Source organism: Paenibacillus sp. FSL R10-2771, from assembly GCF_038000205.1.
Taxonomy (GTDB): domain Bacteria; phylum Bacillota; class Bacilli; order Paenibacillales; family Paenibacillaceae; genus Paenibacillus_AQ; species Paenibacillus_AQ phytohabitans.
In genome coordinates, this window is record NZ_JBBOBM010000001.1 from 4,914,207 (window position 1) to 4,930,293 (window position 16,087).

A 16,087-nucleotide genomic window follows, 5' to 3' on the forward strand; every position below is an offset into this window, starting at 1 on the left:
CTATTCCCTCTCCTGCTGGTTGTAGAGATAGTGGTACAGCCCTTTGTTTGCCAGCAAGCTTTGATGTGATCCAGCTTCAATTAGATGTCCTTTATCCAGCACGATAATCTTACTGGCTGTTCTGAGTGTAGAGAGCCGGTGCGCGATAATAATTACTGTACGGCCCGCACAGATTTTCTGCAGATTATTCTGAATGATGCGTTCTGATTCATAATCCAGCGCGGAGGTCGCTTCGTCGAAGATAAGAATTCGCGGGTTCGACAGCAATGCCCGGGCAATAGCTATTCTTTGACGTTGGCCGCCGGATAACCCTTCTCCCCGTTCGCCAACCATCGTATCGTAGCCTTCTGCCAGCTCAATAATAAAGTCATGTGCCCCGGCCAAATTAGCCACCCGCACAATATCTTCAATTCGGGCAGACGGGTTATTTAAAGCGATATTCTCCCGGATCGTTCCGCTGAACAAGTAGTTCTCCTGCAGGACGACACCGATCTGTCGGCGTAACCATGAGGGATCAGCCAAAGAAATATCTACCCCATCAATCAGAATTTTACCGGACTCAGGCACATAGAGCCGCTGGATTAACTTCGACACCGTACTTTTCCCGGAACCACTTCGGCCTACGATTCCCACGACTGTTCCTGGCGGAATAGCAAAAGACAGATCTCTTATAATCTCCGGGCCACCCACTTTATAGCGGAAGGTGACAGCCTCAAAGGCAATCTTCCCCTGAATCCGAGGCAACCTAGTTTTGGATACGGAGACCGCCGGTTCCGGTTTGACCTCAAAAATATCTTTTAATTTGTTAATGGAAATTCCGGTCTGCTGAAAGTCCTGCCACATTTGTACCAGCCGTAATACCGGATCACTTACACGTGAGGCGAGCATCTGAAAAGCAATCAGTTGTCCGACAGATATTGTCCCTGCCAGAACCAAATGTGTGCCATAGAACAAGATAACAAGATTAGAGATTTTTTGTATGAATTGGGCAAGAGAACCCGCCGTACCGGATAACAGGAGTACTTTAAATGTAGCTCTCGTATAATTGGATAGCAGTCCTTCCCACTTCTTCTGAGAAATGGGCTCAAGCGCGAATGATTTGATCGTCTGAATTCCGGACACCGCTTCAACCAGGTAGGATTGAGATTCTGAACCGCGTTGAAATCGTTCCTCTAGCCTGTTACGCAGTAATGGAGTAAAGATTAAAGACAGCAGAGCATATAAAGGCAACGTACCCAACGCAATAAAAGTTAAATTAGAACTGTACGCAAACATGACAGCTATGTATACAACAATAAATAACAGGTCAAGTACAGCCGTAAAAGGCGATCCGGTAAGAAATTGGCGAATATTCTCTAATTCACGGACCCTGGCAATAGTTGCACCTGTTCTTCTGTTCTCAAAATAGGATAAGGGGAGGCGAAACAAATGACTGAACAGCTTTGTGCTGAGAGTTATATCCACACGGCTGGTCGTATGGGTGAAGACATATGTACGGCTGATTCCCAGAATTAATTCAAATGTGATTATAATCAACAGACCAACTGCTAGCACATTCAAGGTCGAGAGTCCATGGTGAACTAGTACCTTATCAATAATGACTTGAGTAATTAAAGGAGAGACAAGCCCGAATAATTGAATGAATAGAGACGCCAGCAGGACCTCCGCAAGTATCTTTTTATGCTTCCATAGCGCAGGTAGAAACCACTTGATTCCGAACTCTTCCGTATGCTCCGTTTTCAATTTAGGAGAGAATAAAATGATGTCGTTGCTCCATTGCCCTATCAATTCTTGTGTAGAGAGAGAAGACGGTTTACCGATCAGCGGATCGAAAATCAGAAATTGATCTTCGTTCACTTTAGCGAGAACCAGATACTCCCCCTCTTTGGTAATCAAAACCGCAGGTAATGGCAGCTTGAATAATCGCTTCAGTTGAACCTTTGCCTTCTTAGATTTTAGACCTAGTTCTGCGGATGCTTTAAGCATCTGCAACGTATTCATCCCATCATCATCAATTGCAAAAGAATGTTTAATCTGCTCGTAATCTGCTGAGATGTTATGGTAATTAGCTACCAGAATTAAGCAGTGCAGCCCAGTATCGATTTTCCTAATCCTCTCCTCTTCGTTGAGCTGAGTACTCTTTTCTTCTAAGACTTCTGCCTTCATCATTTGCACCCTTTGTAATGTAGTCAAATCCGAATTTATACTATATGTAATTAAAACAGGATTTTGGATTAATCATTAACTTTTTGAATGGAAATGATTGTAAACCATGAGAATGTCGGTTTTCCCGAGGGTTGACTGGATTTAATAACTTCAGCTTGCCTACCGGGTAGTTTGCTTTAATCCCCGGGGGTCTTTGTACCTGGATTAGTTAACATTTCTTGATTGTTCATTTTTTCATTACCACTGGATAGGAATTTTGGATTACGGAGATATCAATTAAAAATTTAAATAAATATGTATATTTTCATTAAAATGGAATATATATTATGTTTTATCGGCAACAGTATTAAATAGTTTATACTCATATAACATTTTTTGTTATTATAGTACATTAAACCCTTATGAGTTACAGGAACCTTTCGCATACTTAAATTACCAGGGTAATAAGATGTAGTTCATTAGTAATGTTTTTATTGCATTACCATAAATCATCCCCCCCTCCAAAAAAATCCATTGACTTAAACCATGGTTTAAGTCGTATCCTATTCCTGTCGACAAGTAAACAACCCCATGGAGGTCTCCAGATGAAATATGTTTCCATTAGCGAAGCTGCAGCCCAGTTAGGGATTCCGGAATCAACGATCCGTTATTATGAGAAAAAGGGTTTATTGCCACAGATGGAGCGTGATGAAGCCGGGAGGCGGATATTCTCGGAGAATCGTATTGCTTTCCTTAAGATCATTATTTATCTGAAAAATACGCATATGCCCATCAGCAGTATCAGGCAATATGTGGACTGGATATTAGAAGGGGAGAGCACGACTGAACTCCGGCTTAAAATGTTTCAGGAGCACAAGCAGGCTGTGCTGGCGGAAATTGCACTCATGACAGAATCCTTGCAGGGCATCGACAAGAAAATTGCCCGTTATACAAATTATTTATCAAAATAATGAGAAGAGGTTCTAAAATGAAACTTACAGGAAACACAATCCTTATTACTGGCGGAGGCTCGGGAATCGGTCTCGCTTTTGCCGAACGCTTCATCAGCGGCGGAAATACAGTCATCATTACTGGACGGCGTGAACAGGTCCTACAGGATGCCAAGGACAAGTTCCCCGGCCTGATTACCCGTGTAAGTGATTTGAATATAGAATCCGAGCGTACCGCCTTGTTCGACTGGGTAACTGCGAACTATCCCGAAGTGAATGTGTTAGTGAACAATGCCGGGACCCAGCAGCGCTTCAATGTACTCAAAGCAGATGCGAGAAACAACTGGGCTTATTTCAATCAAGAAATCACAACTAACCTTGAAGCCCCTCTTCATCTGGCTATGCTATTCGCTCCATTATTCGCAGCACGGGAAGCGGCGGCTATCCTCAACGTCACCTCCGGCCTGGCCTTCACACCGTTTGCCATTGGCCCGATCTATTCAGCGACGAAGGCGGCGCTCCATTCCTTCACGATGAGCCTGAGACTCCAGCTCTCTGATACCTCTGTAGAAGTGATCGAGATTGCACCTCCGGCAGTAAATACGGATCTCGGCGGAAGCGGGCTGCATGTGCACGGCGAACCGTTAGATGCGTTCACGGATGGAATCTTCCAGGGATTAGCGGAGGGACTGCAGGAAATCGGCTATGGCACTTCAGTGGACCGGCTGCGCATGTCGCGGGATAAGATCGATGAATACGCGGTCAATATGTATCAGGCAATGAAGAGTTATATTGAATAACATAATCATCGCGCTCATTACGCTTGGTATACAAACAACCCCGCCGCAAATGGACGGGGTTTATTTTTATTGAAACCTGCCGGGTACGGAGGCCGTAGTTAAGGGTAACTAACGATTAAAGCCGCACTGCAATGGCTACTACAACCTAAGAGGAGGAAACAAGATGTTTAAGAAAATTCTTGGTAAAGTCCTGCACTCCGTAGAGCAGTCCAAACATGGCGGTCACCGCAGGCATTCGAGCAGTCATAAAGGGAGGCCAATCTCCAGAAGGCATTCAAGCAGCAGCCACGGATACAAACGGCATTCCTCATCAGACGCCCGCCGCGGAGGAACCGGACATAAATACTATAAGAACCGTTACGGCAGTTCAAGCTGATGTCAGCTTGATTACTTCCTACACATTCATAAGGCGCCTCCCAGCATTTGGCTGAGGGCGCCTTTTTTTGAACAGATATCAACGCAGCAGACTCTTATACAATTCTTCAGCCTCACGAATAAACACAGCCGTGTCCGTATAGGCCTCCTGCTCTCCAAGCAGACGGGACAGCATCTGCAGCATTCCCGGCGACAGCTCCAGCTCTTCCCGCCAGCTCCGCTCCGCCCCTCCCCGTACAGGCTTATAACCGGAATACAGCATGAACAGCATCAGTTGTCCTACATCGTACAAATCCGAGGTGATCTCTGGTGGCCTATGTTCCGGCAGCCCTTTCTCCCTCGGCTTCAGCCGCCCAGGCACGGTATCCGCCTCTCCAATCTTTGCTGCCAATCCGAAATCAATTAAGTACAGGTCTTCATTCTGGAGAATCACATTGGGAATCCGCAGATCCAGGTGAACGTATCCGCGAGAATGGACATGGGCAACCCGCTCCATCAGCTTCAGTGTCGTGGCCAGACACTCCCGCTCACCGTAGACAATCCGCTCATCAAAGATCAGATCCTCCAGCGTCTTCCCCGCAATGTAATCGGTAACCAGCCAATTCGAGCCTTTATATTCAAAATAATCACGGCAAGCCGGAATGTTAGGATGCTCCATTACCCGTAGAATTGTACTCTCTCTGGCAAGCATCGCCCGGCCAACCGCTTTCTTACTGGGTCTGGACTGTTTGAGTGCCAGAGGCGTCCCGTCTTCAGGACTCCGGGTAAGGTACGTCAGCCCGTAGCTGCCTTCTCCCAGCAATGCCTCTATTGTATAATTCCCGCCAATTACAGCCCCTTCCGGGAAGGGATAATCCCGCCAGGCCCGGATGAACCCGCGCCACCGTTCAAATGCCATAACCATTACGCCCCCTCTCCGCTTCCTGCACCAGATAGATTATCAGTAGCAGTATTATCTCACAGATGACGGTATCTGGCACCGGAGTCGAGGCAAGGCAGCACTTAAGCAGGGAGTTAGCTACAGGAAAAAGAGGCTGTCCAACCAGCCCATTTCATGGCTTTGGGAACAGCCCCTTAGTTATGTATCAACAATGTTGTACGTTTTGCAGCTTTGACTCCAAGATACCTGAGGGTTCGCGAGGATTCATGTATGAACTACAACAATTATCACGGGCAAGCCGCTTAGACAAGCAGAAATCCTGCCTTTTGTACAACAATTTCCGGTTAGGCTCGAATTCATGAGCGAAATGTTGTATTTTGGGCAGGATTAAGCTCCTCAGAACACCTTCTTCTTATCCCGTTCCTCAATCAGAATCTGCACAGACTCCTTAAATCTTAGCGCATGCACAATCTCTCGCTCCCGCAGGAACTTGAGGCTGTCCTGCAGATCCACGTCATCCGTCATATCGATCAGCCACTGGTATGTAGCCCGGGCCTTTTCTTCGGCGGCAATGTCCTCGTAGAGGTCAGCCAGCGGATCACCTTTGGCCTGGATATACGCAGCTGTCCAGGGGACCCCTGCTGAATTCTGGTAGAACAGCGCGTGGTCACGCTGTGCATAGTTCGGGCCAAGCCCGGCAGCTTCGAGTTCACTGATCGATGCATCTTTTGTCAATTTATATATCATTGTAGCAATCATTTCCAGGTGTGCAAATTCCTCGGTCGAAATATCGGTCAATACACCGATAACCTTATCCGGTATTGCATAGCGCTGATTCATGTAACGTAGGGCCGCCGCCAGTTCCCCGTCCGCACCGCCGTATTGCTCCATCAGGTAACGCGCCATCCGCACATCGCATTTGCCTACACGCACCGGGTATTGTAGCTTCTTCTCGTAGATCCACATTCGTGTGCTTCCCCCTCCTCAGACTTTTATGTTCTCCGTCCTACGGTTCAGACTTGCCACGGCCAAGGGCTCTGGCTCCATTCCCATGGACACTTGGAGTAGGCGCGCCCGAAATTCTGCAGGGGTCCGTAAAGCTCCTGAAACTGGTTCGCCAGCTTGGTGCGTTCGAAGGTCAACTGATTGAACTGCTCTATGGCCTTCAGATCCTCCGGGTGGGTGTCCAGGTACAGGTTCAGCTCAACAAGTGCGAAATCGAGCACCTGCAGTTGTTCCAGCATTTCATAATAACGGGGTTCGCAAGGATTAGCTTCCATCGCCTACTTCCCTCCTTTGGACTTGGACTCATACGGGCTGAACAGCGCGGGCCACAGCGTTCCGTACTTCAGCGCTTCCGGCAGGGAGAACTGCGGCAGATTCGGGGGCTGAAAATTAATGAATTGGTTCGGCGGTACTACATACGTCTTGAACGGCACCGGCGGACAAGGATCAAACGGTCCCCTGTACGGCGTCCATACACACTCCTGGGAGTTCAATGATCATTCCTCCTTATAGATTAATGGTATACCTTTATTATTCCAGCTCTCACCTTCCTAACTAATTTATGACGGCTCCAGAGAGGAATAGAACCCCTTCGCAAAAAAGGGAACATCAAGCAGCCCTGTAATGGCTTCTTTATGTTCCCGTTAAAATATAGCCGCTATATTGACGATTCTCTCGCGCTTATCTTTATTTTCCTCTTTTCCTCTGCGTCTGTTTTAGTCATGGACAGAGCTTGGTAATAGAATACGGATAATTCGTAGTTAGGTGAATCCCTCAACTCAAAGCCCCGTCTGACGGCATAACAAAATTGTCTTGTTCATTTTCGATAAATCTGACCTTACGCTTTCTGCAGCCGCCGACAAGAACTTTTCACTGTCCAGAATTTCCTAAAGACAATAAAAATTTGGGTCCAAATCCTTTTCCCGCACTTTGGGCAGACCGGAGCCCGTGATCGGAAAGGCTGTCTAACACAACAACATTCTCTGGGTATATTTTCCCGAGCAAGGCCCAAAGCACAAGCGGATTTCCTCCGGCGGAGATCACATGGATGCCTTCCTTATCCGTGACCAGCCCCGGCAAGCCGAGAATAACTGCTGGACGGTGTCCGGTAATATCCGCATATTCTGCGGGGCTTGCTGGCAGCCCGGGTTCAACCTGACCGTTCGGCCGGTACATAAAGCGATGCCCTCTGAAGATTTGACCCAGGTCCACCCGATAGGTAACCCCATCCAGCTCCAAATCATAGTTAAGGAGTACACGATCTTGAACCGTAATCGGGACGATACGTGCTTCGGTAACATGCTGCAATTGCTGTGGATCAGGCTGAGCCAGATTCCATGCTTCCCCCGCAAGGACCTGGCTTCGCGGTGCCGCAAAATACTCCTCTTCCCCGTAGCGGAAAGCAACAGGCACAGCTGCACCTGCAGCATCCGCCAAAACCGTCCATACGGGATACCACTGAAGAAGATAGCCCGGGGCAGTTCCCGGATGTCCGTTCAGACTCGCCGGAAGAATCGTCCCCAGCCGGTATTGGAACCCGTATCCCACAGCGGATAATTCAGGACTTAACCAGCCTTGTGCGTATTCAACCAACGCTTTGTGCGTGATTTTCTTGCTCATAATTGCCGTGAGGAACTTGGCACGCGGTTGTTCAATAAATCTTACTCCTCTGTCGCTGCCTGCCCCCTGCCTGATCTCAATCGGAACCTCTTCCCAATTCTCGAAAGGAAGCAGCGCATCTCTTAGGAGAATGAACTGGTGCAAATATTCATTGAACATCTGCATAACAACAGGTCCTCCAGCCGGACCCATCAATAAATCCGCTACTCTGTGCGTCCAAAGATGGTTCTCGCAATGGCTTCGGAAATACACATTTCCCAGCGTTTGAGGGTCATGCTGTCTGGCAGCTGACTTCTCCACATTATATTCGCGGGCCCAAAGGGACAGCTTTTCCCCAATCTGTCTGGCTTGGCGGGTCACTTCAACTCCGGCTTTTCCTGTAAGTTCCAGCTGACCCAGCGGCAAATCCGCTTCTCTGCCCTCAATCGCCAGATTAGCCTGCAGATTATCCAGCAGCAGCCTGTGATCCGCCGCTTCACCAAGTCTAAGCAGCACAGCTTCCAATAAAATATCCAGTTCTCTTACAATATCCTTGGCTACATATACTCCCTCGGCAAGACGCCAATCTACGCTCCCATCCTCCTGCAATGTAAGAATAGAAGGCTTGGCACGGAGTAACGGAGCAATCTCAACAGAAGTTCCCCACGTAATTTTCTTATTGTCTGCTGTTAAGGTATAGCTTGACATATTTGAACACCTCCAAAGTGATATAAGATGAAGCGGACGGTTACTCGGATATCCCTCCTTTAATACATTTAAATATATCGATCTATTGAGCAAAAAAAATTACATTTCAAACTCTGCTGAAATATAATTTTTAAGTGTTGCTTGGTTTAGCTTATAGATATGATAGGTTCCTTCTTTTCTTACCAGTTCAAGCAGGCCGCACTCCTGCAGTTGCTTCAAATGATGGGAAAGAGTTGAACCCGGAAAGTTCAAATGCTCCCCGATCCCGGAACAGCTGAGTTCCTCATGCTTGCTGAGCAGAGCAACTATTTTCAATCGCGTAGGCTCCCCGAGGGCTTTATATATTTTTACCGCATTTTTTAGCGTGTTGTCGTCAAGCTTCATAGCAGGCCCCCCTTTCCATATATTAATACATTTATATATATCGATATATTAACGATGCATGTAACAAATGTCAAGGTCTCTATATTTATCCCCTTCCAGAAACGCCTATAAAATCAATTATTCTGCTGATGGTCCTGTTAATTACATAAGTTACTTATGCGGGATCGATCGAAGGGATTGTCCGCTGCAGCGAATTCCTAGGACCGATTATTATGATCATGGTCCTGCTTGTCCTGCTCGCCAACGCTAACATTATTCACTTGAAACAGATCCTTCCTGTCTATGTGGATAGCGGTGCGTAAGGTGAAGGGCACTCTCTAGAAAATGTAGCCAGCCCTGATGTAATAATTTTTTGAAATTGAAGTTCTTTACCGGTCACGCCAAAAAGCAGCCCGTCCTTAGACTGGCTGCCAAATGTATTCGTTAACGTATGCAATATAATCCAGCTGCTCTATTCGTTCCAAATAAGCACTTGGACCGGCGTAGGATTATAGGCGTTGCATGGATTGTTCAATTGAGGGCAATTGCTGATCAGCACCATGGAATGGCAGCTGGATTGGAGCTCCACATAACATCCTGGTCCGGATACGCCATCCTCAAACGTTAACCCGCCCTCAGGCGTTACAGGTACATTCATGAAAAAGTTAATGTTCGGAGACAGGTCTCTTTTTGCATAACGGTGGCCTTCCGGAAGTTTGGCAAGCTCCAGCATTTCGTAATAGCGGGGTTCGCAAGTGTACCCTGTTACATTTTAACTGCTTCATTTCAGCAATTGCCCTGCTTACTCTTTATCTTCTTCCGTATCTTCTGCATCCTCTGCGGACTCCGGCGGATTCGCCCGGTGAATATTAATCCGGGTAATCCGCAGCCGGGTGGACTCCTCTACCTCAAAGGTGACGTCGCCGACCACCACCTGTTTGCCTTTGGACGGATTCCCCTCCAGCTCCTTGAACAGCCAGCCGCCAATCGAATCCACTTCTTCATCCTCGATGATGACGCCAGTAAGATCATTCACGTCTTCGATCAGCATGCGGCCTTCAACGGAAATATATTCTCCGCTATACTCCACACTCGGGCGTTCATCCTCGAATTCGTCATGCAGATCGCCGACGATCTCTTCCAGAATCTCTTCGGCGGTCAGCAGCCCCGCCGTCCCGCCATATTCGTCTACGACCAGGGTCAGCTGGGCTTTGTTCTTCTGCATCAGACGGAGCGCATGGCTGATCTCCATCGATTCCGGAACATTCAGAATCGGCCGGACCAGTGAAGCCAGGTCATTCTGCTGCTCCAGCGGTGCGAAGAGAAGATCTGTAATATGGATGAAGCCGATAATCCGGTCCTTATCCTCGAAGGCTACCGGATACCGGGAATGCTTCGTTTCCGTAATGATCCGCATATTCTCCTCCAGCGGGAGATTGCTGTACAGTACATCCATATCCGTACGCGGGAGCATCACTTCACGGGCCAGCAGATCGGAGAATTCGAAGATGTTGTCCATCAGCTTCATCTCATCCTTGTCGATAACCCCGCTTTTCGCACTCTGATTCATCAGGATACGGATCTCCTCTTCAGAGTGGGCAGCTTCGGCTTCACTGGCCGGTTCAACACCAACCAGCCTCAGCAGCGCATTAGCTGACGCATTCAGCACCCAGATGAAGGGCAGGAACACATTATAGAAGAACATCAGTGGAGCGGACAGCAGCAGCGCTGAGCCTTCAGTTTTTTGAATCGCCAGGGACTTCGGTGCAAGCTCACCCAGCACAATATGTAAGAAGGTAATAATCGAGAACCCGATAATCACAGATACCGTAGAGATCAGGGTCTGATCCGATACGCCAAGCTGATACATCAGCGGTTCCACTAGCAGCTCAGAGATCGCCGGTTCTCCGACCCAGCCGAGTCCCAGCGAGGCGAGCGTAATCCCGAACTGGGTGGCAGACAGATACGAATCCAGTCTTTTATTGACCTTCAGCGCATACCCGGCCATTTTGTTGCCTTCGCTGACCAGCTGGGTCAGACGTGACTGTCTGACCTTTACCAGCGAGAACTCCGCCGCAACGAAGATCCCATTCAATAATACGAGCACCAGAACGAGCAAAAGATTAAGCACTAAGCTTCCTATGTCAAATTCCGTATGCACTATAATAACGCCCCATTTCTACAGAGTGATCGCTTTTCTTGTCTTGAAATCAACCTCAGGATAATACATATCGGCTACCAGAAGGTTGGGCCCGCAGCAGCCGGCGGCATCGCAGTAGCAATTCACTTTCTGATTCAGCGGATGCTTAGTCTGCCACTCGGTGAAAATGTCATCCAGCCTGGTGCTGCTGATATTGCCAAATGCGGAAATATCGGCGAAATCTGTTACGAATACATCGCCCGTAAATAAATTTACGTTCACCCGGTTTCTTCCGTCCGGGTCATTGCGCAGAGTAACATTCTTCTCACTGCGCAGTCTGCGCAGCAGCTGCTGGTCTTCCTCGAGGAAGCTGCAGGCGAAGAACGGCAGCGTGCCGAACAGCATCCACATCTCAGTGTCCCGGGAATCCAGCAGGGAATGAATGGCTGCATTCATCTCTTGGAGTGACAATACGGGCAGCTTCGAAGCAAAGCTGGAGGCATACATCGGATGCACCTCATGGCGTCTTGCCCCCATCTCCCCGATCAGCTTGTGGATCTGCGGGAGCTTGGTATGCGTACGGTAATTAATCATCGACTCCGCCGAGATAAGCATACCGTCATTGCTAAGCCGGCGGGAATTCTCCAGCATGGTGTCATACAGACGGTAGGCGGCTTCCTTCGAGACCGGATGCCCGCTGTTCGCGAAGCCCACCTCATGGAAGTCATCCCCGTTAACATAGTTGAAAGAGATATGCATGACATCCAGGTATGGAAGCAGCTGCTCATAACGGGAATACGGCATGGTAAGATTCGAGTTGATCTGAGAACGGATCCCCCGCTCACGTGCATATTTCAGCAGCGGCACGATGGTATTCTCCACCGTTCCGGCACGGAACATCGGCTCCCCGCCGGTGATGCTGATGGTCTGCAGATGCTCTACCTCTTCCAGACGGCGCAGCATATTGGTGAGTGGCAGCAGCTCCCCTTCTTTCATAGTCAGGCTGTCTCCAACTGCGCAGTGCTCACAGCGCATGTTGCACAGATTGGTCACCGTCATCTCTACGCTGGTCAGCACATGCCGCCCGTGCTGGCGAAGAGAGGTAATCGGATCCCAGGGATCGTACTCCGGCGACAGCTCTTGTACAGGTATTGATGATGATGATGGCTCTAATATACTCATTTCTTAATGCTCCTTTAATGCTTATTCCTTATTATTAACCCAAAACAATTGAAAAAGAACGATAACTTACGCTATATCATACCACGACAAGCGAAAAACTGCGCATCTGCCGCCTATTTGCTTTAATTTCAAAAAAACAGCAAGGCTGAGAATACAGCTCCGCAGCCAAGCGGACACCTGTATTCTTTCCTCGCTGCTAACAACGCTAATCAAGTGCTCTTCACTATAAGCTCTCCCCCGTCAGTCACATCAACAATGACCACAGAGAGGGCTTTGCCAAGATCATGCTCATAAGGGGTGACCGGTTCCCCTTCCGGGCCGTTAAGCACACGTACAACGGGTCTGTGCGGTATGCTGGGATCAATCTTGACCACAACACCGCTCTCGCCGGTGCTAAGCTTGACGGTAAGCCCCAGAGGATAGATCGCCACACGGTCTCTGAAAATCTCCAGCTGCTTCTGCTCATACAGCGTGCCGGAGCCGACGTACAGCGCCTCGACCGCCTGATGCGGCAGCATGGCTTTTTTGTATATCCGGTTGGAGGTCATCGCATCATAGGAATCCGCCACACCCAGCCACTTCGCATATTCATGAATCTGCGGACCAGTCAGACCGCGCGGATAGCCGGAACCGTCGATCCGCTCATGATGCTGCAGTGCACAATGGGCCGCGAGCAGCGGGATATTCGGCTCTTCCTTAAGAATCCGGTAACCGATCTCGGTATGCGCCTGCATATGCTTGAATTCATCTTCACTAAGCATCCCGGGCTTCTGAACAATTTTGACCGGAATCTGTGTCTTGCCGATGTCATGCAGCAGCGAACCGAGTCCGATGACCCGCAGTTCTTCCTTGCTGTAGCCATGGGCAATGCCAAGCACCAGTGTGTAGAGGCATACGTTCAGGGAATGCACATACAGATAGTTGTCTGCGGTGTGCATATCCAGCAGCATAATCATCGGATCTTCCTGAGCCGACATATCGTCCAGTATGGAATCCATCACTTTGGAGAATTTCTTATCCAGGTGGTAGAAGCCCTTGGTAATTCCCGAAGCGCCGGACATTTGCTGAAATTGATTTCTGATTACCTTGAGCGCCTGATTTCGCGTCTCATCCTGCAGCATTCCGGGAATCACGACATCTTCCGTGACGGAATCCTCTATATAGATATAGCCGATATCGATCCTAGCGAGCCGCTTGATCAGGGCATCAGTAAGCTCTACTCCATCAGCGAGCAGAACCAGTCCTTCATCATTATAAATTTTTTTACCCAGCTTCATTCCCGCCTGAAGCCGATTCACGGATACTAAACGCACCTTGGCTCACTCCTGCCTTTAACGGTAAATTGCTATTCTGTTTCGGAATCCTTGGGTCAAACGCTGTGCCTATACCGTTACCTTGAGCGACCGGACAAGCGGATGTATGTAAGACTGCCTCTCTTGCCCGGTGATGCTAAGCCGGGTGAGCTTAACGCATAATGAACAGCCAGAAGACAGCCGCAAGTATGAACCGGTAAATCGCGAAATGGGTCGGTCTGATCTTCTGGATCATCCTCATGAACAGAACAACTACCACATAGGACACCACGAAAGAAATCACGAAGCCAATAGCGAAATACCAGATCGTATCATTCGTGAAATTGCGGTAGGAATCCAGCAGTTCATAGCCCGAGGCTGCACACATAATCGGAATCGCGATGAGGAAGGAGAAATCCGCCGAAGCCTTGTAGCTGACCCCGCTGAGCATCCCCCCGGAGATGGTCGAACCGGAACGGGAGAACCCTGGCCAGAGTACGGAAATGATCTGATAGAGCCCGATCGCCAGCGCCTGCCCGTAGGACAGATCATCCAGCTCATGCGCGGTCACGCGAATCTTGCGTTTGTTGACCCATTCCGCGATGATCATCAGAATCCCGCCGGCCACCAGTGCCCAGAGAACCGTAGATGCGCCGAACAGGCTTTTGATGAAATCACGGGCGAAAAAAGCTACGGCGAGCGCAGGCACTATACCCAGCAGCACATGAATCAGGTTCAGGCGTGATGCCGGCATGACTCCGCCTCTGCTTCTGCCGCTGCGGCCGATCCCCAGGAGATTCAGAATCCGCTGGCGGTAGACAATGGCAATGGCCAGAATGGCCCCAAGCTGAATGACAATCTCATACGTCTTCATAATGGAATCCTGCTCGTCAAACCCCAGCAGCTTCGTGGTAAGAATCATGTGTCCCGTTGATGATACTGGAATAAACTCGGTTATTCCTTCTACAATTGCCAGAATTATTGCTGTAATTGTATCCATATAATCCTCCTGATCTAGTCAATGAAACCTGGTGCAGCTATGACTTCTAATGTTTGAATGAATTACGGGATGTATCAGGTGGCCAGGCTCACCCAGCGGGCAACTTCGCTCTCATCGAGACTCCCCGGGCGCTGGAGCTCCATCCGCAGCAGATCGCGCAGAAAATGGGGCAGCAAATATACAGGCTCCCGGCCATTCGCTATACTCTCATACCCTGTGCGGAATGTAAACATATCCAGCGTGCCGACGCTATACTCCCGTTCGTCTTCCAGCTTCTCTCCGCCGACAAAAATCGCAATACCGTTATCATACGGCATGACCCTTGGATCGTACAAGATTTTTAATCCGTCGACAGCCAGACTGCCCAGCATATTCCCCCGGAATCCGTAGCCGTAGATTACCTTGTTGCGGTATTCCTCCATTAGACTCTGTTCCAGCGCAGTGCGGATATCCTTGCCGGTGAGCTGTACAATGCACGGATTAATCGGGGAAGGGCATAGGGCATGCAGCATGCCTGCCGTAATATTGCCCTCCGGCAGGGAGCCGAGCAGCTGCCCGGAATTGACAAGCGAGAAGGAGCTGCCCGTGAAGCGGCGGACAGCCTGTGCCAGCAGGTTGCCAAACGGTGATTCGCCCTGCAGGTCGAGCGGCAGCCCGCGGTCGCTGATGGCAACGGTCTCCAGCAGCACCTCACGGCCGCGCTGCAGGTGAATTGCTGCAGCCGGAGCGATGATCTCTTCAGTCAGCGCGCCATTGACTGCGGTACATTCCCCTTCAGCCAGCCGGAAGGCTCCGTCAGGCTGATCCCGCTCAAATACCAGCCGTCCGAGGTACCGGCCGAATTTGCCGGCGCCGCATACAGCCGTGCCGCCTATCATCTGCGGCTTCTCAAGCATGTGGTGGGTATGTCCGCCCAGAATGGCATGTACACCTTCCAGATTCTCTGCCAGCTTCTGGTCTGCGGGCAGCCCCAGATGAGACAGAATAATTAGGATATCCACTTGCGGTGCCAGCAGTTCACACTGCTCACGCAGCGCTTCTTCAGGGTCCAGCACATCCCAGCCCAGCAGGGAGTAGAAAGAAGTGAACGCTGCCGTGGCACCAGTCAGCCCGATCTTGATCCCGTCCTTCTCCAGGATGGCATGGCGCTGCATCCAATGCGGAGGCTCTCCGGTTGCAGACTCCAGGAAGTTGCAGCACACCACAGGACACTGGATGCCGGTAAATATAGCCGAGAGCATCTCCTGTGAGAAGGTAAGGCCTTCGTTGTTGCCGATAGTTACGGCATCATATCCGGTCAGATTCATAATATCGATGTTAGCCTGCCCCATCGTGCCTTCCGTCTCTACGGCAGCCCTGTCCATATGGTCGCCGATATCCAGCAGCAGCACCGGACCTTCGCCTGCAGCAGCCTTCATTGCAGAAATCTCTGCCGCGACAGGACTCATCATTTCAAAATGGCTATGTATGTCATTGGTATGAAGAATGGTTAATCTTTGCGGCTCAGGCTTCATAAGCTTGCTTCCCTCCCACTGGTACAGCCGTTTATAGTGTAAGCGGCAGGCTTGTGCTCTTCTAGAGTTAGCATAACATTTTCAGGCTCATTATGGTATATTGTAATCATTATAAGCTGTCCTAACTTATGTAA

15 protein-coding genes and 1 pseudogene are annotated in these 16,087 nt (G+C 49.4%); 3 read left to right on the forward strand and 13 right to left on the reverse strand.

Features of this window, described 5'->3' with window-relative positions:
- Nucleotides 1–2,169: a type I secretion system permease/ATPase gene (locus tag NSU14_RS21090; RefSeq protein WP_340947283.1), complete on the reverse strand. Its 2,169-nt coding sequence runs from the start codon at nt 2,167–2,169 to the stop codon at nt 1–3.
- Between the two features lie 581 nt (nt 2,170–2,750).
- Between NSU14_RS21090 and NSU14_RS21095 the strand changes: the two genes are divergently transcribed.
- From NSU14_RS21095 to NSU14_RS21105, 3 genes are all read left to right on the forward strand, one after another.
- Nucleotides 2,751–3,116 (forward strand): MerR family transcriptional regulator, encoded by a 366-nt coding sequence (locus tag NSU14_RS21095; protein ID WP_076242715.1) that lies wholly within the window; start codon nt 2,751–2,753, stop codon nt 3,114–3,116.
- A gap of 17 nt (nt 3,117–3,133) precedes the next feature.
- Entirely contained in the window at nt 3,134–3,895 is a 762-nt protein-coding gene (locus NSU14_RS21100; protein WP_076242714.1) for an SDR family oxidoreductase, read from the forward strand.
- A 163-nt stretch (nt 3,896–4,058) separates the two neighbouring features.
- A complete protein-coding gene (locus tag NSU14_RS21105; protein ID WP_336101263.1) occupies nt 4,059–4,271 on the forward strand; it encodes a hypothetical protein in 213 nt (70 codons plus the stop codon).
- Nucleotides 4,272–4,349: 78 nt separating this feature from the next.
- On the opposite strand, the gene NSU14_RS21110 is transcribed toward NSU14_RS21105, so the two are convergent.
- The 12 genes and pseudogenes from NSU14_RS21110 to NSU14_RS21165 form a co-directional block, all read right to left on the reverse strand.
- Nucleotides 4,350–5,168, reverse strand: coding sequence for a serine/threonine protein kinase (locus tag NSU14_RS21110; protein ID WP_336101264.1), 819 nt, complete (start codon nt 5,166–5,168; stop codon nt 4,350–4,352).
- Nucleotides 5,169–5,546: 378 nt separating this feature from the next.
- Nucleotides 5,547–6,116 carry a manganese catalase family protein gene (locus tag NSU14_RS21115; RefSeq protein WP_039306375.1) on the reverse strand — a complete coding sequence of 190 codons (570 nt, stop codon included), beginning with the start codon at nt 6,114–6,116 and terminating at the stop codon, nt 5,547–5,549.
- A gap of 47 nt (nt 6,117–6,163) precedes the next feature.
- Nucleotides 6,164–6,430, reverse strand: coding sequence for a spore coat protein CotJB (locus NSU14_RS21120; protein ID WP_042135308.1), 267 nt, complete (start codon nt 6,428–6,430; stop codon nt 6,164–6,166).
- A gap of 3 nt (nt 6,431–6,433) precedes the next feature.
- Nucleotides 6,434–6,649, reverse strand: coding sequence for a spore coat associated protein CotJA (locus NSU14_RS21125; RefSeq protein WP_340947289.1), 216 nt, complete (start codon nt 6,647–6,649; stop codon nt 6,434–6,436).
- Nucleotides 6,650–7,025: 376 nt separating this feature from the next.
- The gene (locus NSU14_RS21130) at nt 7,026–8,462 is read right to left on the reverse strand and encodes a hypothetical protein (RefSeq protein WP_340947290.1); all 1,437 of its coding nucleotides are present in this window, start codon (nt 8,460–8,462) and stop codon (nt 7,026–7,028) included.
- Nucleotides 8,463–8,561: 99 nt separating this feature from the next.
- On the reverse strand, nt 8,562–8,846 hold the full coding sequence (locus tag NSU14_RS21135; protein ID WP_042135303.1) for an ArsR/SmtB family transcription factor: 285 nt from the start codon (nt 8,844–8,846) through the stop codon (nt 8,562–8,564).
- Nucleotides 8,847–9,297: 451 nt separating this feature from the next.
- A pseudogene (locus NSU14_RS21140) lies at nt 9,298–9,558 on the reverse strand (DUF1989 domain-containing protein); the annotation flags it as partial.
- Nucleotides 9,559–9,627: 69 nt separating this feature from the next.
- Entirely contained in the window at nt 9,628–10,986 is a 1,359-nt protein-coding gene (locus NSU14_RS21145; RefSeq protein ID WP_042135299.1) for a hemolysin family protein, read from the reverse strand.
- An 18-nt stretch (nt 10,987–11,004) separates the two neighbouring features.
- Nucleotides 11,005–12,147, reverse strand: coding sequence for a radical SAM/CxCxxxxC motif protein YfkAB (yfkAB, locus tag NSU14_RS21150; RefSeq protein ID WP_340947294.1), 1,143 nt, complete (start codon nt 12,145–12,147; stop codon nt 11,005–11,007).
- Between the two features lie 209 nt (nt 12,148–12,356).
- Complete coding sequence (locus tag NSU14_RS21155; RefSeq protein WP_042135295.1) at nt 12,357–13,460, reverse strand: HD-GYP domain-containing protein; 1,104 nt, start codon at nt 13,458–13,460, stop codon at nt 12,357–12,359.
- A gap of 151 nt (nt 13,461–13,611) precedes the next feature.
- A complete protein-coding gene (locus tag NSU14_RS21160) occupies nt 13,612–14,439 on the reverse strand; it encodes an undecaprenyl-diphosphate phosphatase (protein ID WP_042135294.1) in 828 nt (275 codons plus the stop codon).
- Nucleotides 14,440–14,513: 74 nt separating this feature from the next.
- Entirely contained in the window at nt 14,514–15,953 is a 1,440-nt protein-coding gene (locus NSU14_RS21165) for a bifunctional metallophosphatase/5'-nucleotidase (protein WP_340947296.1), read from the reverse strand.
- Between the last annotated feature and the right edge of the window lie 134 nt (nt 15,954–16,087).

What these genes read in the sequence shown, in the direction of transcription:
- NSU14_RS21165 (WP_340947296.1), bottom strand. Translation starts at nt 15,953, where the DNA reads ATGAAGCCTGAGCCGCAAAGATTAACCATTCTTCATACCAATGACATA.
- NSU14_RS21095 (WP_076242715.1), top strand. Translation starts at nt 2,751, where the DNA reads ATGAAATATGTTTCCATTAGCGAAGCTGCAGCCCAGTTAGGGATTCCG.
- NSU14_RS21100 (WP_076242714.1), top strand. Translation starts at nt 3,134, where the DNA reads ATGAAACTTACAGGAAACACAATCCTTATTACTGGCGGAGGCTCGGGA.
- NSU14_RS21115 (WP_039306375.1), bottom strand. Translation starts at nt 6,116, where the DNA reads ATGTGGATCTACGAGAAGAAGCTACAATACCCGGTGCGTGTAGGCAAA.
- NSU14_RS21120 (WP_042135308.1), bottom strand. Translation starts at nt 6,430, where the DNA reads ATGGAAGCTAATCCTTGCGAACCCCGTTATTATGAAATGCTGGAACAA.
- NSU14_RS21105 (WP_336101263.1), top strand. Translation starts at nt 4,059, where the DNA reads ATGTTTAAGAAAATTCTTGGTAAAGTCCTGCACTCCGTAGAGCAGTCC.
- NSU14_RS21090 (WP_340947283.1), bottom strand. Translation starts at nt 2,169, where the DNA reads ATGATGAAGGCAGAAGTCTTAGAAGAAAAGAGTACTCAGCTCAACGAA.
- NSU14_RS21160 (WP_042135294.1), bottom strand. Translation starts at nt 14,439, where the DNA reads ATGGATACAATTACAGCAATAATTCTGGCAATTGTAGAAGGAATAACC.
- NSU14_RS21135 (WP_042135303.1), bottom strand. Translation starts at nt 8,846, where the DNA reads ATGAAGCTTGACGACAACACGCTAAAAAATGCGGTAAAAATATATAAA.
- NSU14_RS21110 (WP_336101264.1), bottom strand. Translation starts at nt 5,168, where the DNA reads ATGGCATTTGAACGGTGGCGCGGGTTCATCCGGGCCTGGCGGGATTAT.
- yfkAB (WP_340947294.1), bottom strand. Translation starts at nt 12,147, where the DNA reads ATGAGTATATTAGAGCCATCATCATCATCAATACCTGTACAAGAGCTG.
- NSU14_RS21130 (WP_340947290.1), bottom strand. Translation starts at nt 8,462, where the DNA reads ATGTCAAGCTATACCTTAACAGCAGACAATAAGAAAATTACGTGGGGA.